Consider the following 21,994-nt stretch of genomic DNA (forward strand, 5'->3'; position numbering starts at 1 on the left):
CCTTTATTCTTTAACCAAAGCCTGCAAGGTTTGTTCCCGATAAGGCCTTCCCTCAATCATAATAAATGCCCCCCAACTCAAGGGGTTGTCATATATCTTTCGGATTTCGCGCTTAGCTTCCAGAAAGGCTTTTCTTTTATTTCCACTTTCTATCCATTTTTTATAAAAAGAAAGCATTAGTTTTTGAGTTATTTCATCATTTACTTTAAATAAACTCATAATTACTGCATCAGCACCAGCTATTAGGAAGGATCTTTGAAGACCATAAACGCCTTCCCCTACCTGAACATCCCCTCGACCTGTTTCACAAGCACTTAGCACCACGAGTTCTGTAGAAGTGAAGTTTAGATTCATCGCTTCATAAGCTGTGAGTATTCCATCTTTCTGATTCACGTATGTATTTTCGGCATTGCTAAGTATTTCCCCTGCTCCCGACAGCATTAAACCTGAATTTAACAAAGGATTTGATGCAAAGTCATCATCATTAACTCGGGCCATGGTTTCTTTAAAATAACCATGAGTAGCAATATGAAACACCTTCGGGTTGACGAAGGAACCAATAGTATCCTCCGTCACATGATTACTTAAAACTTTGACGGTCCTTTTTCCGGTTCCATTAAGTAAAGTTGTTAATTCATTCACTTCCTTTTCAGCTCCAGGCAAGGCAACAACTGAAGCACTTTTTCCATTGTTTTTTTCTGAATAGAAATCAGGATTACCACAAAGAAGATATTCATCCGAATGAGTTCTTCTTACCTCTTTAATATTGCTTTTCTTTTTACTCTCAGCAACACCTAGTAAATCTTTAGTATTTGTAACCAGAACTATCTGATTCTTCTCTAATACAAAAGAGCCATCTGGTGCAGGCATCATTTCAATATTTAGCTGATTGTAAACACCCTCTGAAGAAAAATAAACTGTAGCTCCATCGGGAATTTTACTTTTGATATTTTTCCAATAAGTATCATAAGAGTATTCATCCGCTATATTCATATTTGCCACATTCCTGTAATATTTCAGAAATTTCTTTTCCATAGCATTACCATTAGAAAATGAAACCACATCAGGAGATTCGCTTGAATGTTTATTAACTATAAGCGCTGTATAGATTACAGAGTCGGAGAACATCTTATTGAAGAACCTATAACGCACCATCTCCACTGCATATTCATTTTCACTTAAGTTTGTTCTTATTTCTTTCCAGGTAGCCCTTCTCTTGATTTCTTCTCCGTTAAAGAGAGTGGAGCGCTTGCTCATTTCTTTTTCCAGATGCTCAATAGACGCTTCAATACGATGAGGATCTATATTCTGAGCTGTAAGTTGTTCCTTTGTATAAGATAACGAACTGGTAAGGGATTCGCTTTGCATAATCCATTCATTATACATTCCTATAAGAACTGTATCTTTGCTATTCAGAATCTGTTCCCTCAACTTTATGTTGGAACTTAACAAAAGAGCTTTGGTTGCAATAGTATTGTTATATACCTCAGAAGATAATCTGGATTTTTTGTTGCCAAATACATCAAGAGCAAGGAAATTATAAAATTCAAATTCGTCTTTCATCTTACTCCAGAACTTGCTTTTTTCCCTGAAACTTAGAGATGGAAAGTAATTTCTCGTATAATCCAGGTACTTCGGAATGATCTCTTCCATTAATTCCAGAGATTTATCATACCCTTTCATCATATATTGTACTCTGGCAAGCTTGCCTGTTGCCTGTATATAACCCGGATGTTTTTCATTAAATATGGTACTAAAAAGCTGCCTTGACTTCTGATAATTTTTCTCAGCAACATCAAACTTCTCTTTATTATAAGCTATATCACCCTGCAGAAGCTTAATTTCTGCATTATACTTGTTATCCGAGCCTATCTTTTTATCCCAGTATTTTTCTGCTTCGCTTAAAAGTCTGTCAACTTCTTCAGTTCTTTTTATCTGAATATAAAATTCAGCCAGCTTCTGTAAATGCAGTGCATATAGGGGATTATTCTCTCCAACGCTTTTTTGAATAATTTTTCCGGCTTCCTGATAAAGCTTTTCTGCTTCTGCTACCTTTGCTCCTCTTTTGTATTTTAGAGCAGCGAGCTTAAACAAAGTTTCTGCACGCTTAAGATTTTCCTTTCCGAGTTTTGATAAAAAGATTTCATCAGCTTTAGCAAATGCATCTTCAGCCTTCTTATAATCACCAATCTCATTAAAATAATCTCCTTGCATAAGCTGTATTCCGGTCTGATAAAGGGACTGTTTATCAAAAACCTTTTCAGCTATATCCTTTGAATACTTTAAATATTGATCTGCCAAATTATAATTTCCATTAATTAAATTAAGTCTGGCTAAAGTTTCATAAACAGATAAAAGTTGCAAACTACCTCCTTCAAGAATTCTTTCCTTTATCTCCTGTGATTTCTTTACTTCTTTCTCACCTTTGTAATAATTGCCAGTCATAAGATAAAGAGAAGCTGCCTGTTCATGCTCTACTGCATCTGCAAGAGGATCAAATCCTTTTTTATTAAGATTCAATTGTGCTACTTTATTCAACAAGTTCTTACTCTTATCAAATTCACCCTTAAATGCATAAAGCCTGGAAATTATCAGATAAGCTTCTATCGATAGCTCGTTACGATTCTCCTTTCCAGACTCCATAGCTATTTCAGCCTTTTGAACTGAAGAAAAGCCATCTTCGTATTTACCTGAGAGAATCAGTAATTCCCCCAATTTAGCAATACCAGCTGCGTATTCAGGAGACTTTTCTCCATGTTGGAGAACAGAACCTGATACGACATCTTTCATTACAGTAATGGCCGAATCCAGCTTATCTTTTTTCTCTAATAGTCTTGCAAACGCTTTTAAATAAAAGATATTCAGATCACTTTCTTTTGCAATTTCGTTTTTAAGGCGAGATGAATAATTGGCAAAGAACATCTTTTCAGCCATATTCAGATCAGAACCATAATTAAGTTCGTACAATGCAAGTTCCAAATTAGCTTTAAAAAATTCAGGGGACTTGGCACCTTTAAATTTTGAATTAAACTCAGCTCTTGACAATAATACATTCCTATAGCTTTTCAGATCTCCCTGTCTTAGCTTAATATCAGCTTTTAATTGAAGTGTCTTATAGTGATAAGGATGGTAAGGAGGTAAAAACTTAATTATAGAAACCAAAGAATTAAGTCTGCTTTCGGCAGCCTGCAGGTCACCTTCATAAAAGGATCTGAGAGCTTCACAATAGTTATAAGCAATTTCATATCTATCCTTTGTCCCAACTGACCTGAATGCATACATCTGAAGTCTGCGCAGATAATTTTTATATTGAATGATCTGTCCATCCTTTATAGATTCAATAGTCTGATTGACCAGGTCTTCCACTTTTGATGACTCATATTCCGCTGCTGAGGAACGACCGTAACATTGATTATAGGCCATTGCTGATTTGCCATAAGATTTTTTCTTATCCAGTAGTTCTGCTTCCCCTCTTAATGCTTCAATCACATATCTGTTTGAAGAGGAAAGATTTTTATTACCCCACAAAAGGTTGTTTTTAATTAACATTTCCGCCTCACTTGTTTTACCTATCTGAAACAAGCAAGTTGCTTTAAGATTGAGTAAATGTAAATAGGTCTCTTTGCGAGTTAGAAAATCAATATCTTTATCCTGTGCTGCTTTATCTTTATCTTCAACCAACTGAGATGATGCCATTTTTAATCTATACGGCTCCTGATTTTCAATTATTTCAAGTGCCTTAAAGCAGTATCCCTGGTTTTTATAAAGTTCTGCACGGGTTAATAAAAAATCCAATACCTCCGTAGAAGCCTTATCTATTCCGGAAATTTTATCTATTTGATGAAGGACGTTTTCTTCTTCAACATAATTTCCCGTTTCATTAAGGTATTGAGCAATATAAAGCAGGCATTTATGTTCGTCTCTTGGCTGAATTTTACTTTTTTCTGCAAGGCTTAAAGCTGCATTATAGGTTTGACTTGCTTTTTCAAATGACAACATGGAAAAATAAGAACTTGCTTCCAGTAACTTTGCCCTGGTAGCATCGGATATGGTTACCTTACCTTTGTCATAGCTTCTGGCAAACTTATTAGCTCCATCAATACATTCTTCATACTCCCCCTGATCAAACTTATATTTAAGAAAAGCGAGTTTTTTGTCATTCTTAGCCTGTTTCAGATGGTTTTCATTGTCTCCTCCTTTTGTAACCAGAGAAAGAAAACAAAGGAAGACTCCCAGTAAAAAACGATTCATAATTTTATTTTTTTCTAAACAGACCATCAAGATTCAGCATGAGATTTATCTCATGAGTATTTAAATTAACCCCCAAATCTCTTTTAAACTCATATGCATATGCAAATCTCACCCTTGAACTTATATGAGTACCGGCCATCAAAGCATGACTTTTATATGAAGAATAAGTAGCTCCAGCCCAGAAATAGTCAGTAATTTCGAAAATCAAATTTAAATCTGCCCGTACTTTTGAATCCGGGAAATACGAGATTCTGAGGTTTGGATAAAGTTTGTAAGAATCGCTAAGCTTAACCCTGTACCCAGCCATCATCATATAATTTCTTTTTTTACTGAAGAAAGGTTTGCCTTCATTACCATAAAGGTTCTGCTTGTCACTCATGATGAGGTCAGGGGCTGTAAAACCTGCATAAAAGTTTTTGGCAGAAAGTTGCAATCCTGCTCCTGCTTTGGGCATCATAGCACTCACATTGGAAGCTTCAACAACGGGGTCTCCCTGATCCCATACTCTGTCCAGATAAGCAGTACTGAACTTAGCTGAGGTAAATCCCATTCTCAAACCCATGGAAAGCTTCCATTTGCTTGTGAGCGGAACGTAATATGCATAATTAAGAAGAAAGTCTGTATTTCTATTCGCTCCGAATTTGTCATAGTTTAAATTAAGACCCAGTGCCATTTTCTTTGCAGGAAATCTGTAATCTGCCCAGAACATATTGGTAACAGGAGCCCCATTCATACCTGTCCATTGAAATCTTGACACGAGATTTGCATTGAACTGTGTTTCCTGCATACCCGCGGCGGCAGGGTTATAGATCAATTGATTAAACATGAAATTAGAAACCAGGGGCATTTGCTGTGCCATGGTATTTATAGTCAGGCTTACTAAAAATACTGATAATAAAAGATAGCGAAACATGAGCTGTATATTACTTTAAATATTGAATTCTAAAACTTAGTACTTTACTTCTACAAATCCTTTGAGAACATTAGCTCCATTTTTAAATACATAATAATAGGTCCCTTCTGTAATCTGATCTCCATTATTTGTTTTCCCATTCCAGTCATTGAGATAATTATCCTTGCTGTATTTGATATCTCCCCATTTATCAAAGACTTCCAGTTTATTGTCTGATTTGTCGTTAACTCCTCTTATGACAAAGTAATCATTCTTTCCATCATCATTAGGAGTTATAATTTCCGGGGCCTCCAAAGCATCCTGAGCTTTAAGAGTAATCATATAATCTTCTGTCTCCCCTGCTTCACCTGAAAGAATGCATGCATCCGAAGATGTAAAGCGACCATTGGTTCTGCATCTTACTCTCAATCTCCTGCTACCCGCATATTCTTTAGAACTTTTAATGATGATAGGTTTCACTGAAAAAAGAGAATCTTCTCCGAAGGATGCATTTACAAATTCGTCAGCATCTTCGAAATCTCCATCATTATTATAATCTATCCAGATACCGATGTATTTACTGGATTTGCCTATAGAACCTATTTCAAGATCTGCAGTGTATACATTCCCGAGAAAAAGCTCTGTAGTTCTGCCTGATTCTGTAAAATCGGTATATCCGGTTCCCTGACATCCTGAAGAATCACTTTTCAGCGTATTAATCCTGAATGAATTGATATGCGTAGCAAAACATGGAGCAAAACTTTTAGGGCAGCTATTTTCGCTTATATTGCCATCTGTTGCATCCTGCACCACCTGAATCTCTTTTCTTAACAAAGATCTTAATGCCCCTTGCTGATCATAAACTCTGCAAGTTAGCAATCCATCGCTGGCAGTTTCTGTGAAATATATATTAACCTTATTGGTAGAGTCGCCTTCCTGATTGGTGTTGAGCAAGTATGCATTTTCCCCTGAAAAAGACCATTCATAATAGTATTCTTTTCTATAAGGAATTACAGCATAGGTCTGTACTTTTTTGGCGCCTGTATAGTTTTTACCCACCAGAAATTCAGCTGCAGGAGAAACTAAAATGGCTTGGATAGCATTAGAACCTTCATAATCTATACTTCCTTCTATATATGCTGTAATGAGTGTAATTCCTGCACCTGTAACAATCAGAGTACTATCACTGATTTCAGCAACATTTGGATTATCCGATTTAAACAAAACAGGAAGGTTGAAAGAAGCATTTGCAATAAGAGGAGTACTGCCACTTGCTATGTTTAATTTGGGCAATTCGTTAAATCTTATGCTTGTATTGATTCTCGTTTTAACTTTAAATGCACTAAAATCATATCCGGTTGATCTGGCAAATACTAAGTTGTAGTCGGAGGTCAGAACTGCGTTATTAAATGATGTTGAAAAATCTGAAATCTGCTCATAACCAAAAGAGCCAAACTGTCCTTTTTCATTCAGTTTGACAAGTCTCAATCTTTTACTCGTAAAATTTCCATTCAAATAAGTTGCTTCAATTGCAGCTAAAATATTTCCATTCGGCAATATAAATATCGACCTTCCTAGTTCCAGGTAAGCAAAAAGGTTGACAAGCCTTCCGTTAGTTGCAAATAATGAATCTATTTTTCCGGAATTAGTTAAACGCATAATAACACTTTGATTGTTCACGTGCCCAACTGTTACCAGTTTACCATCTTTCTGAAAGGCCAGATCTGCAATTAATTCCTCAGCGACAACCTCTCTTTTGTAAAAGCCTTTTGCTCCAAAATTTGTATTGATAATCCCATCGGATTTAAGCATTGCTATTGCAGGATTGGTCATTGAAGATGTTTTAACCGGCATAGGATAATAACCTCCCAAGGCAATGCTGGTTTCATTCAATGCAATCTGATAGCAGGCTACATGTTCTAATATGGTTACACCTTTGCTTCCAAAAGTTCTGTCAACTTCTCCATCGTCATTCAACCGGAAAACCACTGTAGTAGGACCATTTATAAACATATCGATTGAATCAATATATGATCCAACGGCAAGAATTTTATCTCCCTGTCTTTTCAGTGAATATATTCCTGTCATTTTCTTGGTAGTGAGATCAGGAAAAAACTTCCCCTCTTTTCCGAACGTCTTGTCAATATTGCCATCGCGAGTCAATCGGATAATTACCGGCAAAGTAGTTCTTGCCGCCTTATAATACCCTCCTATCAGAATCCTTCCGGCCTTATCAATTGCAACTGTTTCAGCATAATCATCTGTAGAATCTGAAATAGAATATACTCCCCTGCCTTTTGATGCAAAACTTTCATCAAGCGTTCCATCCGGATTGATTCTTACACAAGTAAAAACATGACCATCAGAACCATTCAATGAAGTTCCAACCATGACCATCTTTTCATCCGATTGAGCTGCAATCCTTCTGGCTTCTTCCTCTTTACCGTAAAATCTTGTTTCAAAAATTCCGGGAGAAACACCTGCTTTATTGAATGATGAATCAATAGCGGCGGGTTGGGCAATGGAACTGAAAACAATGAGGAAATAAAAAAGGATTAAAAAACTGCTTTTATGCATAATGACAATTTAAATAGGATTGAAATTAGATTTTTCTGGAATAATGATTGACCGAATCAGTTCTCTTAAAGCACAGAAAAATAGCTATTAAAGGTAAAAATTATCGAACGATTCTCCAATATAAGTTTAGCCATTTCGACGAGTTATTATAGTTTTCAAAGCTCGCTTTGAAATGTGCAGTAGTTTTAGCTTTAAAATCCTTACTATATCACAATTTCAAAAACCAATGCTGAAAGTCTTTCATCAAAAATCTTTTCCAAAAATCTATCAAACTATTTTAGAATTTCATACCACCATCCTGCTCCAATAAAGATGCTTATCCTGAAGCGTCATTAGTAGACCATCATTGCTATCAGGATAATGACCAAATGCATTTGAGCGGAATATAAATACATGTAATCTTTTCCCGAAAGTATTTATTTCATTTATTAATTGATTTCTGGCAGCATTTTACTCCAATTATGCAATTGGATTATTTTATTAATTGGGCAAATAGTCATTTATCGATATTATGAAGACATGATAATCCTGGTAAATAAATTATTCAGCGGATTTTAAATTACTTGCAAAAAAAGAATATGTATTTTTCCACAACAGAATTTACTCACAAAAAAAGTCCTAATATTAGAATTAAAATCAGAAATAGGTATATTGTAGATTAAAATTCAATACTATAGACCTTTTATTGCATACTTGTAAATAAAGAATGAATGATCCAATCTTTTTTATCAGAAGACATCCCTCCAAGTCAAAATCAACTGGAAACAAAAAGGATTAAAATAACCGCATACACTTCAATTCTTTGTATTTTTTTATGCGTGACATTTGGAATTGGGTTTTTCATTTTTAATATTTTTCCTTTAAACTTTATTTTTGCATTCTTTGCTTTAGTTCATTTCTCAACCTGGAGAATCTGCATGGCAGGATTTTCAAGAGTTGCAAAGATTGTATTATATTTTTCACTATTACTTCAGGTATTATCTATGTCTGCCAGCCTGGGAAGTGAATTAGATCTCAAAGTATTTTATATTCCAATTGCCATTATCCCTTTTATCATATTTGGGAAAAATGAAAGACCGCTTTTTAATATATCCATATTATTTACCCTGTTAAATATAGCTATCATTTATAGCCTTGATAAATATAATCTCTCTTTGCCTGCACAAAATATTTCTCCGGAAATAAAACGATGGATTAATACTGGATTTAATCTGACAGCTATATTCTGTATGATCTTTCTGGCAAATCTGTTTCTTTCTTTGTCAGAATTAGGAGAAACACTATTGTATGAAAAAAGTAATCAACTTAGAGAACAACAAAGACAGTTGTCGGCTCAAAACAGTGAATTGGAAAAAACCAAAAGCGAACTGGAGAGATTAAATTCAGTAAAAGATCGACTCTTATCCATCCTCTCCCATGATCTTAAAAGTCCTATTAACAACATCCAGGCCATTACAGAACTGATTCTTGAAGAAAAAATAAAGAAAGAAGAAATAAAAGCTGTTGCACTAAAATTTAAAGAGTCCTCTATTCACACCAAACAGCTACTTGATAACTTAGTTAATTGGTCTAGTACACATCTCACCAACCATTCACCCGATCCAAAAAAAATCTGCGTGAAGGAGCTTATTGATAATGTATTTCACTATACAGGCTACCTTGCTATAAATAAAAATGTAAAGCTGACAAACTCAATTGCTGCTAATACATATGTCTGGTGTGATTACGACATGATGGAAATAACTTTCAGAAACCTTATCCTAAATGCGATCAAATTCAGTCATAACGGACAAGAGGTCATTGTCTATGCCGTTAACAAGAATAATAAAATCCAAATAACTATAGAGGATCATGGCATAGGTATTCCTGATGTCTTGTTAAACCAGCTTTTTGAACCGAATATCTCAAAAACCCGATTAGGCACTAATGCAGAAAAGGGGTCTGGAATAGGATTGCTTTTGTGCAAACAGCTTATCAATGTGAATAATGGTGACATATATGCATACAGCACTCCTGGTATAATGACTACATTTTCAGTGGAACTTCCTGCATGTAAAATCTAGCCCGGTTTTTCCGCTAAATATTTTTTTTCTGAATAGGGGTCCCTGATCGTAGGATTGTCATAGTAATAGAATCAAAAAAACTATTACCAAGATGACAACATTTTCAGGAAGTATATCCTTCAGGAATTTCTTCATTATTACACTCTTAATTTTCTCTATTAATGCGACCGCCCAGACAGATAGCAGTCAATCGGCTTCTACAAGGACTCTTAATTGGACTGCAGGTTTTAAACTTCATAATCCCGGAGGGATTACCATTAAAAAATATTTTGGAAACAAAGCTATAGAATTTGTGGCGGGTCGAAATGGGTCTTATAAAAACTATGACTATTATTACCGCAGCAACAAAAGACGACTTAGAAATAAGGGATACATATTTGATGGCTATGATCATACAGAAAGACCTTGGATATTACAGCTACATTATCTTGTACATCATAATATCTCGCTTTTGCCTAGATTGAGATGGTACTATGGAGCAGGAATTCAATCAAGATATTCAAATTACTACTGTAATTACCACTATTCAGAAAACAATGCTGTGATTTATGATAAGGAATATATAGAAACATTTTCCATGGGGGCGGACGCAGTACTGGGAATCGAATACACTTTAAAAAATTTCCCGCTCATGGTATTTGCTGAAAACACAATTTACACCGAGGTATTTAATAGTCCGATGTTTATAAAAGGGGATATAAGCACGGGTATAAGATATACCTTCTAGGCCTTCTTTTAATCCTTAGCGAAAGAAATAGACTGAATATCTTCACATTTAATTTTAGAGATATTAAGATCACCCAATAAAGATATTCGGTCTATTACTACCCTTTCTTTATCTATAAAATCATGAGAAGTGATTATTCCTATATATTCCTCTCCGGATTTCAATACCACTTTAATTTTTGATAGATGGTATTTTTTCAAGGTCTCAAAAGTCATCATAAGGAATCAGTCTCTATTGTTTTAAGAATCTTTAAAAACAAAATTTAAAAACAACTACTTTAGACAAATATAACAATTTTATAGTCTAATATCTAAAAATAACAATTCAAAATAAGCTAAACGTAGATTTATACTTTTAAAGTTTCAGGCAACAAGAGCTAAAAATATATTCTTTAATAATTACTTGGGCGAAAAGGTAAACACCAAAAATATAACTTATCAGGGATATTTTTTCAGAAACTCAAACCTCTATAAATAATACAACAAAATATAAATAAAACACAGTACGCCCTATATCTTCATCCCCAAAATAATCCTATTCAATTGATTATAAAAAATTTCCGGTTCAAATGCGTCTGAAGAACTACATAAATCCAAAGCATCTTGCAGTAATGTATTATTTAGATTCTTTCCAATAAAAACTATTTTGGTTTCCTTTTCATCTTCTGAAACCCAAGGTCCCATTGAATCAGTAGCATATTGACTGTTCACTGCCTGAAATAAAATTTTTTCTTCAACTGAACTAAGATGCAAAATTCCTTTTATTCGAAATACATTTAAATGCTCAGTTAAGAGGGCTCTGATAAAAATATTAAACTTAAGTACATCCAAAGGTGCTTTAAATACAAAGGAATGAGAATAAATACCTGAATGTCTCACTTGTTTTGTGGGACTAAATAAATTTGAAAAAGATGTAGTATCGTTATGATAGGTATGGGTTTGTTTTTTTAAAGTATTGAAAGTATTCAGAAAACTTTGCTCGGAGAATGCATTTAGCTCAAGCAGATTTACATCATATGAAGAATCTTTTCCATGTAATATAATCCGACTCCCTGGATTCATGCGGCGAAGGATATTATTTACAGTATCTCTCTGATAGGAATCAACTTTATCAATTTTATTAATAATAATAACATCTGCCATTGTTACCTGGTTACAAGCAATCTCCTGATCTTCCAGCTGCTGCTCTATAAACTGAGCGTCAGTCAAAGTTATAATACCATCAATATAAAATGCCTCTTTGACATATGGATCCGAAAGGAAACTCATGGCGATTGGTCCGGGATCAGCTATTCCTGTAGTCTCCACAAGCAAGTGTTCTATTCTTCTATCTCTATTCAGAATTTTCTGTAAAACATTAATTAAATCATCATTAAGTGTACAACAAAGACATCCGTTAGAAAGCTCAAAAATTCCTTCCTTGGCATCCATCACCAAAGCACCATCAATGCCCACTTCTCCGAATTCATTTTCAATCACAGCAAATCTCTTTTCTTTCTGGTTAGAGATCAGATAATTGAGTAAGGTAGTCTTTCCTGCTCCCAGAAAGCCTGTAATGATAGTAACTGGAATTTTAAGCATTGCAACTTATTTGTTAAAATAATAAAAAAGGCTTGTTTTGTTGTATCAAGGACAATAACAAAACAAGCCCGTTCTTAATAATCTGATTTCTTCATTATAAAACTTTTACTACTTACTTTTTGGGATCAAACTCTGAGAACCTGTATAAAAGACCCAAAGACAGCATTTGGGTATACTGAATCTCATAGTCCTGATCCTGGTCGTATAAGGCGGTTGCAGTAAGATTCACATTGATATATCTGTTCACTTTTGCTGACAAGGTAAGATCAAGACGAGAGTCAATGGCTTTGAGATTTTCATAGTTAGCAAACATCACGTATCTGGTATAAAGGTGAAGGTTTTTAGCAATGTCTTTATCAAAGTTAGCTGTGAGTGCAAACGCGAGTTCATTTCTTACTTTTTTACCTATAGGTACTCCATAGTTCTGTGGTACACTTCTATAGAGTGTGGTATCTGTAACAAAAGTATTACGAAAGCTACCTACCCCAAATCTTAACCAAAAATAATCTACTGGCTTATACTCCATACCTAGAGAGGAAGTAAGATAACCGGGGGCCATAAATCTTGAAATCAATTGCTGGGATTCTCTATCAAGACTGTCTTTGACAACTTTAAAGCCTTGGGCAAATTGAGAAAGAAAGGTTACAGAAACAAACGCGTTCCATTTTTCTGTAATCCTGTATCCCAACTTTGAATCAAAAAATATTTTATCTGTTGTTTTTCTGTAAATGGCATTATCATTTTTAACCATCCCATATTGTAACTGAAGTACATTATCAAATGAAATTTTACTTGATTCATAGAGTAAACGACCATCCAGCAGCAAGCCCATTGCTATGGAATTTACTCCTCCCCCTTTCCAATTTGGACTAAAAGATGATTGATTAATATTGGCTCCGGTTTCAATTGATTTTTTCCAAGGAGATGGAATAGTATCCTGATTAGAAAAATCTGTTTGTGAGAAAGCATTGTTTGCTAAGATAATAAAAACTAATAAGATTAACTTCTTCATAATTAATTAAGTGTAATTACAAAATTAAAAATCAAAGAAGAAAATTGCTAAACAAAATACTTAATTAACTTACACAGTTTACATGGCAATACCAATCTATTAAGAATCCAATGGTCTTACAAGGACTTTATCAACCCGCTGTCCATCCATATCAAGGACTTCGAAATGTAAATTTTTCCAGTCAATAATTTCACCTGATGAAGGGATTCTTTTAAAAATGTAAAGTATTAATCCTCCTAAAGTATAAAAACCTTCCTTTTCAATCTCTTCAGTTTTCTCAACTTCAAAATATCTAAAAAATTCATCCAGGGAGATTAGCCCATCTACCAGGTAAGAGTCATCTTGTCTTTTTATGATCTCTGCCTCCTCTTTTCGATATACATCTCCTATTACCACATTGACCAGATCATTGGTAGTAATTACGCCTTTCACGGAACCATATTCATCCACAGCGACAGCGAAATGAGTATTCCTGGCTTTCATATTTTCCAATAGTTTAAAAGCCGTCATCTGGACGGGTACGAATAAGGCTTCAATAAGCATAGAGCGAAGGTCTATTTCCTCTTTTTTTAATAAAGAAGAACTGAAGGTTTTCAGACTTAAAATACCTATGATGTTGTCATATTCATTTTCATAAACCGGAAAATGTGTATGAATGGATTCGGCCATGATTTTCTTATTGACCTCCAGGTCTTCATTAATATCAAGGGAAACAACATCCGCGCGGCTGCTCATCAATGAACCGACATCAGTATCACCAAGAAAAAATACCCTTTCCACCATTTCTCTCTCTTCCTTTTCAACTTCACCTATATCAGAAGCCTCCTCCAGCATTGCTTTAATTTCTTCTTCTGTTACAAAATGATCTTCCTGAGGTTTAAGTTGAAGAATCTTAATAAACAGATCAGTTGATGCAGAAAGTAACCATATCAATGGTTTGGCAATTTTAGCAAGGATTGTCATCGGAATTGCAATAGCTGAAGCAATTTTCTCAGGACTATTCATGCCTATTCTTTTGGGAAGCAGTTCTCCCAGAATAAGTGTAACATAAGTAATTCCTAATACTACAATAAGTCCTGCTGCTGTTTCAGAATAATTCCCGAATATTCCAGCTGATTCAAAATAATCATCAAGCCTTCTTGAAATAGATGCGCCTCCAAAAACTCCCGTCAGAATTCCAATCAGTGTAATTCCAACCTGAACCGTTGAAAGAAATTTTCCCGGATTTTCTGAAAGATCCAAAGCTACTTTAGCTCCTTTATTACCTTTTTCGGATGCAGATTCAAGTTTATATTTCTTGGAAGAAACAAGAGCAATTTCAGACATTGAAAAAATACCATTCACTATGATCAAGAGGAGAATGATGATAATTTCTACAACCATTTCTATTTATTGGGTATCAAATGAAGCTTGAAAGATTATAATAAATCGACTAAAAACAAAAAAATAAAGTCACTTTAATAACTTTAAAAAACTGACCTAAGAATAATAGTTTAAAAACCATTCTATTCAAGAAAACTTATATCCTTTGGAAAATAAAATATAAACTACCTTATTATTTTTTCTTTTATTTTTTGCATTTGATAAAGATGTCTTTCAGTATGATAAATGCAAAAATGAATCCACTCCGTGCGCGTCATCTCTCCAAAGCCTCTATGAACAAAATCTTTACAAATTAAGGTGAGATCATTAGCGATAACAATTTCTTCGGTTACCACTCTTGAAGCCTTGATTTCATCTGATAACAGAGCTATGGATTTTAAATTTTCCGAAGGAGCAACAGGCTTCGGAGCATTAAATTTTTTATCAAAATCTGAAAAAATGTTTTTGACAATCAAAATCTTTTCTTCCGGATTTCTATTTGCCGGAACGCATGTTCCTGTTAGTACTTTATTAATAAACGACTCCAGTACAACTATATGCTCCGCAATATCACCGGCTGACCATTGATCAGGATGAGGTTTTATGTTAAAATTACTTTCTTTAAAGAGGCTAATTTCCCTGATAAGAAGTTCTGTAGACTTATTCAATTCTACAATCAGGTCATCTGCGTTTTTCACATTTATTTGTTTTTATGAAGAATAAGTAAAGGAACTTCAGTATACATAGTCATCAAACGAGTCAAGTCTCCTTTTCTCAATTTTTCCAGATAATTTTTCTGATGATTTCCAAGAACTATAAGCCCTGCATTGGTTTCATTTGCAAAATCCTGAATTGCACCAAAAACATCATTGGATTTTACCTCCGCAAAACGTACTTGCAATGTTCTTCTTATTCTGGTAAACCCTTCACTGCTTTCCATTTCTTTTCTGATAACATCTATACCTTTTTCTTCATCCTTTGCGACATACAAAAATGTGAGCGGAGCATCAAGAATTACTGCAAAATTCCATAAAGGATATAATACCGCTTCATCTTCCCTTTTAAGGTCTGTGGCATATACGATTGACTTAGGCAAAATAGGTTTTGCCGTAACCGGAAAAGCTAGTACAGGAACCGATGCCTTGCTGGTAACGGATGTAGTGGTAGTTCCGAAGAAAATTTCTTTAAAACCTCCCGCCCCTTTAGTCCCCATCACAATAAGATCTGCTTTAATTTCTTCTGCAAAATCCAATATAACTTGAGAAGGTTCAATTCCATAAGCTACAGACACATCCACCACCAAATCTTTATGTTCGGCCTGAATTATATTCCTTAATTCATTAAGTTTTTCTTCTGCTTCTTCTTTTGTTTTGTCAAAAACATTATCCCTCACTTCAACCTTTTCACCCCCAGTAAGGGTAAATTTATTTAATATAAAAAGCTTCGTCTTAGTTTGAGCTGAAATAGCAGCTGCATACTCTAAAGCTTTAAGCGAGTTTTCCGAAAAATCTACCGGACAAAGTACAACCCTCATTTAAACAAATAGTTTATTTCTGTTCTGAAAAATCAAATATAAACAATGTAATTGAAATAATTTTAAAGAAATCTTATCCTCCTTACTTAGAGTAAAATAAATTTCAATCTAAATGAATAAACCAATCTTTTAAACTATAGTTATCTTTTATATATCTATCAGAATTGGTAATTTTTCTATGGGAACTACACTGAGGAGTTTGAGAGGACTGGATTGCCTGAGCTTTTTTTTAGCTAATGTGCGTGACGGTTTAGGACCATATCTTGCCATTTACCTTTTAACTGAAAAAAACTGGAATGCAGCTGATATAGGATTAATCATGGGCTTACCCGGATTTATCAGAATATTGGTACAGACTCCCTCAGGTGCATGGATAGATAAAACCCATCATAAAAGGAAACTCATTGTTTTCTCATCCCTTATGATCGGAATTGCCTGCCTGATTGACGTATTTTCACCAACTTTTGTCATTATCTGTATTTCACAATGCATCATAGGGTTGGCAACGTCAGTATACACACCAACAGTAGCTGCAATTACACTTGGAATGGTAGGTTATGACCGACTGGCCAAACGAATTGGACGAAATGAATCTTTTAATCACATTGGAAATGTACTTAATGCCATACTTGCGGGTACAATAGGTTATTATATGTTTCTGGAAGGAATATTTTACCTTGTTACATTAATGGCTATAGCCAGCAGTATATCTGTATTGATGATTAAAAGAAGTGATATAGATCACTCACTTGCAAGAGGGGCTAAAGATGAAAGTAATATTCAACACAAACCTATCGCATACACAGAAATTGTGAAAGAAAAAAACATTATAATCCTCCTTACCACAGTTACTCTATTCGGATTCTGCAATGGTTCTATGATGACTCTGGTAGGGCAGAAAATTGCAACTACAGAAAAAGAAAATGCTTATATATTTATGTCCTGCTGTATCATTATCGCTCAGCTGGTAATGATCATTATGGCAAGACTTTCCGGCAAGCTTTCCGCAAACAGAAAAAGGAAAAGTATTTTTATGGTTTCATTTTTAATACTCCCAATTAGAGCACTCCTGGTAACTTTGACAGGCGATCCCGTTTACTTGACAATAACACAATTATTTGATGGTATAGCAGGCGGGATTTTTGGTGTAATGGTCATCATTATAATTGCTGATCTGACGGAAGGAACGGGCAGATTCAATTTTATTCAAGGTGTTGTGACCGCCTGTATTGGTATAGGAACTGGTCTCAGCGCCTATGTCACCGGCCAAATTTCAAATTTATTCGGTTACAATAATTGCTTCATCGTTCTTTCTGTGATCTCACTCTTTACATTTATATTTGTGGTTTACTACATGCCAGAAACTAAAGACATCAGGAAATTGTCGGTTGGGCTCAGATAAAAAATTTGATTAAAGAATTATTGAGTATTCCTTTTAAGATATATCTTAAAAACAGACCCTTTTCCCTTTTCACTTTCAACTTCAATTTTACCACCTGCATTGGTTACAATCCTTTTAACTATGTAGAGTCCAATACCTGAGCCTTCTTTATGAGAATGAAGTTTCTTAAACATTGAAAATGCCTTATCTATTTGCGAAATATCAAATCCTGCACCGTTGTCTTCTACCCTCAAAAGTATCATATCATTAACACAGCTACTAGTAATTTTAATTTCAGGAGCTCTTTCCGGAGAAGCAAATTTTATTGCATTGCAAATAAGGTTGTATAGAATACTTTTAAGATTTCTTTCCGAGAAATAAATCGTTGAACATTCAGAAAAATCGGTAAGAATTGTTGTTCCTGTTGTATCTGTCAGGTCCTTGATTATCAAAAGGACTTCGTCAAGAACTTCAGAAAATTCATTTTCAACAACTTCATCATCATTACTTTTCTGAGCTCTGGTAATCTCAGTCAGGTCTGTAATCACTTTTTTAAATTTATTAACAGATATGTTCATCCGAAGAAGAATTTCATTTACATCCTTATCAGAACGACAAACCTCGCCCATTTCCTCAAGAAGAATATAAAGCAGTCCCTCTATATTTGTAATAGGCACTTTCAGATCATGAGAGGCTGTATAAATAAAATTATCAAGATCATTATTTATTCTTGTGAGCTCTTCATTTTTTTCTGCAAGTGTTTGAGAAAGCATTTTTCCTTCATGAATATCGACAGAAGTTCCGATCCATTTTACAATTTTCCCTTCATTATCCCTGAGGGGAGAAGCCTTTCCTAAATTCCATCTGTAATCCTGACCAGCACCTTTCAATCTATATTGAGCATTAAATTCTTTACCGGTCTGCATACTTTCATTCCAAAGCTTTTCGACTTCAGGGTAATCATCCGGGTGGACCATAGATATCCATTCTAAAGAGTCAGCTTTCTTGCTTTTAGTATATTCATACCATCTTTTATTATGATAATCCACAGTACCATCAGGGTCAGCAGTCCAGAAAATCTCTGGGACATTCTCTGCAAGAAACCTGTATTTTTCTTCACTTATTTTTAAAGCTTCCATGGTTAACACCTTTTGCGTAACATTATTCTGAGTCCCCCAACCTCTCAGAAGCTTCCCCTGCTTGACAACCCCGCTTATGTTACTAAGGTAGTAATTGAGCTTTCCGTTTTTATCAACTTCAGGTGTCTGAATATCAGAAAGCCTGTAACTGGATAAAATAAAGTTTTTTAACATTTCCACCTTTTCTGCTTCAGGAAGAATAATAAATTTGGTAAGGCCTACTCCAATCAATTCTTCAGCCGAATCAAATCCATGCATCCAGGCCATCATATCATTGGCTTCAGCAATATAAGCATGCTTCAGAATAAGTCTGGCCTGTACCTCTGCTGGCAGAAATGTATCTACGTGATCTATACCTTTAAACTCATACCTGTAAATACCTTCAGAACTATTACTGATAAATGACCTGTAACGTTCTTCACTTCCAGAAAGCTCAGCTCCCTGTTCAACCACTTTTGTTTCAAGCTCCTGATTGGCAATACTCAGCTCTCTTTGGGTTGCCTGCAACTGAACATATGCGTGGAACAATTCTTCATTTTTTTGTCTGAGCTTCTCCTGATCCCGTTTATGAGTTGTAATATCCATGATAGTGCCAAAAACTTTTATCGCCTTACCATTACCATTCTTTTCAATCTTTGCTTTATTAAGAATAGTTTTCTGAGTCTTATCTGCAAGGTAAATTCTGAATTCCCCTTCATAATTATCGCTTTCCTGAAGGGCAATAGACATGTTTATCTCATACTTGATCAGATCTTCATTTGAAAGTAACGCCTTGAAATCTTCTATTGTAAAAATTTTCTTTTCGATTGGAAAACCAAAAATTCTATAAGCTTCTTCAGTGTAGACAATTTCATTTTTAATCACGTTCCACTCATAACTTCCTACGCGAGCAATTTTTTGTGCCTCTACCAGCTGAAGTTCCCTATATTTTAAAGCTTCTTCTGCTCTTTTCCTTGAAGTAATATCCTGCAAAACTCCTACAACCTGCGATACCAAACCATCCTCATCTCTGGCGAAAGCGGTTTCCCTTGAATATATCCACCTCCAGTTTCCTTTTGCATCTTTAACTCTGTATTCTATATCCCTTACCTCAAAACTCCGGGCATATACAAAATCCAGAAAATATTTTTGCAAGCGAACCAGATCTCTGGGATATATCAAGGTACTAAGGAAGTTAATATCTGACGGATTAAACTTATTTTTGCTATATCCAAGAGATTCAAAAAAGTTTTTACTAAAAAAATTACTCTGTCTGTTTTTGATGTCAAATATATAAATAACATTAGGAGAAGCGCTGACAACCTTCCCTATAAACTTTTTCTGTTCCTGCAACTCCTGCTCTGCCTTTTTAAAGTTAGTAAAATCCATAGCATTAATAAGTATCTGTCTCGTTTTACCATTATCGATCTTAAAAGGGATTGCTCTTGAATAGAACCAACGTAACTTACCGTCTTTATCTATCATCCTGAATTCAATCTGACCGGCCTCATCTTCCTTATAAGAAGAATACCTCTTAAACTTATCCAACATTTTTTCAAGGTCATCAGGGTGTATAATTGATTTCAGTAAATCTTCAAAAGGTATTGAAGTAACTTTTTCCCTATTTCCAAAGATACTTGTGGTATTATTGGAATAAACAACAAACCCAGACTCCAGGTCATAGATGCTAATATAGGTAGGTGAGTTATCAAGAATTCTTTTTAACCTTTTGTTATCCTCCTCGATTAAATCCACTATCTTTTTTCTGGCTTTTCTAAGACGGTATTGCACTGAAGATTTGCGGGCAATAAGTAACATAGATATGACATAGGTGAGCACAGCCAATACAGCTGTACCTAGTTCCTTTTCAACCAGGTCAAGTCTTTCCCCCTGAATTTTTAACCAACCAAAAATCAACGGCAAGACAAATGCAAGAAATCTCAGTAGCACTACTTCTGCAGGATTTTCTCCTACCAGGATAGCCATTGATCCTTTCATAGGCCTTATAAATAATACAGAAATTGAAAAAAGCAGAAAACAAAGTCCCGAATAAAAGGACATCGGCACCCTGTGAAAAACCCCATAAAGATTCTTAACACCATAGATATATCCGTATAGTGAGAGTAAAGCTATAAGAATAATAAAGTAATTGATGTACTGAAAATACTTGACTTTACTATCATTATAATCTATTCTCCATATTGTAATGCCAAGCAGCAAGAAACTCAAGGCAGTATTGGGAGCCATTTCATTATAGGAAGTATTGAAGAGTTCTTTATGGAAATTTAGCTGTTCTTTAAATAAAACCAGATCTAAACCGAGATCTAAACCGATGAAAAGAGAGAGTAATTTTAAAAAACCAATAAAAGAAACAATTATTACTAATGTCTTAGATCTCCTTCTGTTTTTCTGAGGAGCATTAACATCCCAAACCAGCCAAATTGCAATACCAACTAAAATAAAACAAATAGAAGAAAGCGGGTTCATAACAATAAGTTTCCCTGGTGTCAGGCTCACTACGAATGGATAATCTATTAAACGCCCAATTAGTATTAAAACAGGAATAACTGTCCCTATCAGGCAAAAAGCCTTGCCCAGCCTTAATAATACAATTGCTGTCAGATCTGTAATGGGGATGGATTTTTTCTCAACCATGACCTTCCTTTCCATCTACTAAACCCTTATTTTTTTTAATAGTTTGTGGGTGAAAAAAGATTTAACATAAAATTATCCATATATCAGCCAGATCTTCCCCTTATTTTTCAATGATCTATTTTTAGTAATTATGATTTATTCGCATAATATTTCCCAATTCACTATGTGGCACAATAACCTCATAACCAACAAGAAATCTTTTTTTTTATGATAGAATAATTTATTTTTGAAATTCAAACATCTATGAGAATGAAGACTAGCTTTGTAAATGAACATGTAGAGATACATATTGATAATGGTATTATCTTTATAAATCATCTCACTGAGAACCTGTCACTGGAAGCTGCTAAAGAAATTGTAAAGCAAAGGCTAAAGCTTTGCTATGGAGAAAAATTTCCACTGGTTCTAGATTTACGCAAACTAAAAAGTATAGATAAAGCCAGCAGGGAATATCTTTCTCGTCCTGAGTGTATTGAAAAGTTATGTGCCGGAGCTTTCATAGTCGAAAGCCTTTTTCAGGAAATTACAGGAACATTATACTTAAATTTGCATAAACCGCCAATACCAGCAAAACTTTTCAGAAAGGAAAAAGAAGCAATAGAATGGATTAAAAGCCTGCCATGTAGCCCCTATTAAGCATCAAATTTTTTAATTTCGTTTTCCAGATAATCTACCCTTGCTTTTAAAAAGTCAATATGTGAAGCTAGTAATAAGGTAAGATCTGCAAATGACTCAACATTCTCATATTCTCCAATCTCCACAAAATACTTGTCGTTAACTCTAATGATTTCAATTGAGCGGTAAACATTCGGGTCGTTGATTTTTTTCAGAGTAAAAGTCAT

The 21,994-nt window shown here is 34.7% G+C and carries 15 protein-coding genes; 4 read left to right on the top strand and 11 right to left on the bottom strand.

What is annotated here, in order from left to right; translation table 11 throughout:
• Window positions 1-3 precede the first annotated feature (3 nt).
• From MYP_RS11560 to MYP_RS11570, 3 genes are read right to left on the bottom strand one after another with little or no spacing between them, the layout of a single operon-like run.
• Window positions 4-4,251: a CHAT domain-containing protein gene (locus tag MYP_RS11560; protein WP_197060064.1), complete on the bottom strand. Its 4,248-nt coding sequence runs from the start codon at window positions 4,249-4,251 to the stop codon at window positions 4-6.
• A gap of 4 nt (window positions 4,252-4,255) precedes the next feature.
• Window positions 4,256-5,164 carry a PorP/SprF family type IX secretion system membrane protein gene (locus MYP_RS24990; RefSeq protein WP_081990486.1) on the bottom strand — a complete coding sequence of 303 codons (909 nt, stop codon included), beginning with the start codon at window positions 5,162-5,164 and terminating at the stop codon, window positions 4,256-4,258.
• 36 nt (window positions 5,165-5,200) lie between these two features.
• Window positions 5,201-7,720, bottom strand: coding sequence for a gliding motility-associated C-terminal domain-containing protein (locus tag MYP_RS11570; RefSeq protein WP_045463298.1), 2,520 nt, complete (start codon window positions 7,718-7,720; stop codon window positions 5,201-5,203).
• A 917-nt stretch (window positions 7,721-8,637) separates the two neighbouring features.
• Between MYP_RS11570 and MYP_RS11575 the strand changes: the two genes are divergently transcribed.
• Window positions 8,638-9,783, top strand: a complete 1,146-nt coding sequence (locus MYP_RS11575) for a sensor histidine kinase (RefSeq protein WP_197060065.1) — start codon at window positions 8,638-8,640, stop codon at window positions 9,781-9,783.
• A 91-nt stretch (window positions 9,784-9,874) separates the two neighbouring features.
• A complete protein-coding gene (locus MYP_RS11580; protein ID WP_045463304.1) occupies window positions 9,875-10,510 on the top strand; it encodes a hypothetical protein in 636 nt (211 codons plus the stop codon).
• 8 nt (window positions 10,511-10,518) lie between these two features.
• Here MYP_RS11580 and MYP_RS11585 read toward each other — a convergent pair whose 3' ends face one another.
• From MYP_RS11585 to MYP_RS11610, 6 genes are all read right to left on the bottom strand, one after another.
• Complete coding sequence (locus MYP_RS11585) at window positions 10,519-10,728, bottom strand: hypothetical protein (protein ID WP_045463307.1); 210 nt, start codon at window positions 10,726-10,728, stop codon at window positions 10,519-10,521.
• A 291-nt stretch (window positions 10,729-11,019) separates the two neighbouring features.
• A complete protein-coding gene (locus MYP_RS11590) occupies window positions 11,020-12,090 on the bottom strand; it encodes a CobW family GTP-binding protein (RefSeq protein WP_052430118.1) in 1,071 nt (356 codons plus the stop codon).
• Between the two features lie 112 nt (window positions 12,091-12,202).
• Complete coding sequence (locus tag MYP_RS11595; protein ID WP_045463310.1) at window positions 12,203-13,102, bottom strand: DUF3078 domain-containing protein; 900 nt, start codon at window positions 13,100-13,102, stop codon at window positions 12,203-12,205.
• A 99-nt stretch (window positions 13,103-13,201) separates the two neighbouring features.
• Window positions 13,202-14,485, bottom strand: coding sequence for a hemolysin family protein (locus MYP_RS11600; RefSeq protein ID WP_045463313.1), 1,284 nt, complete (start codon window positions 14,483-14,485; stop codon window positions 13,202-13,204).
• A gap of 164 nt (window positions 14,486-14,649) precedes the next feature.
• Entirely contained in the window at window positions 14,650-15,162 is a 513-nt protein-coding gene (locus MYP_RS11605) for a DinB family protein (RefSeq protein WP_045463316.1), read from the bottom strand.
• A 2-nt stretch (window positions 15,163-15,164) separates the two neighbouring features.
• Window positions 15,165-15,998: a universal stress protein gene (locus tag MYP_RS11610; RefSeq protein WP_045463319.1), complete on the bottom strand. Its 834-nt coding sequence runs from the start codon at window positions 15,996-15,998 to the stop codon at window positions 15,165-15,167.
• A 178-nt stretch (window positions 15,999-16,176) separates the two neighbouring features.
• Between MYP_RS11610 and MYP_RS11615 the strand changes: the two genes are divergently transcribed.
• Window positions 16,177-17,400, top strand: a complete 1,224-nt coding sequence (locus MYP_RS11615; protein WP_045463321.1) for an MFS transporter — start codon at window positions 16,177-16,179, stop codon at window positions 17,398-17,400.
• Between the two features lie 17 nt (window positions 17,401-17,417).
• On the opposite strand, the gene MYP_RS24995 is transcribed toward MYP_RS11615, so the two are convergent.
• Entirely contained in the window at window positions 17,418-21,167 is a 3,750-nt protein-coding gene (locus MYP_RS24995; protein ID WP_052430119.1) for a PAS domain-containing protein, read from the bottom strand.
• Between the two features lie 234 nt (window positions 21,168-21,401).
• Between MYP_RS24995 and MYP_RS11625 the strand changes: the two genes are divergently transcribed.
• A complete protein-coding gene (locus MYP_RS11625; RefSeq protein ID WP_045463323.1) occupies window positions 21,402-21,788 on the top strand; it encodes a DUF7793 family protein in 387 nt (128 codons plus the stop codon).
• Here the strand turns inward: MYP_RS11625 and MYP_RS11630 are convergent.
• A complete protein-coding gene (locus MYP_RS11630) occupies window positions 21,785-21,994 on the bottom strand; it encodes a hypothetical protein (RefSeq protein ID WP_045463326.1) in 210 nt (69 codons plus the stop codon). The two genes, MYP_RS11625 and MYP_RS11630, sit on opposite strands and share 4 nt — an antisense overlap.

Source organism: Sporocytophaga myxococcoides, from assembly GCF_000775915.1.
Taxonomy (GTDB): domain Bacteria; phylum Bacteroidota; class Bacteroidia; order Cytophagales; family Cytophagaceae; genus Sporocytophaga; species Sporocytophaga myxococcoides_A.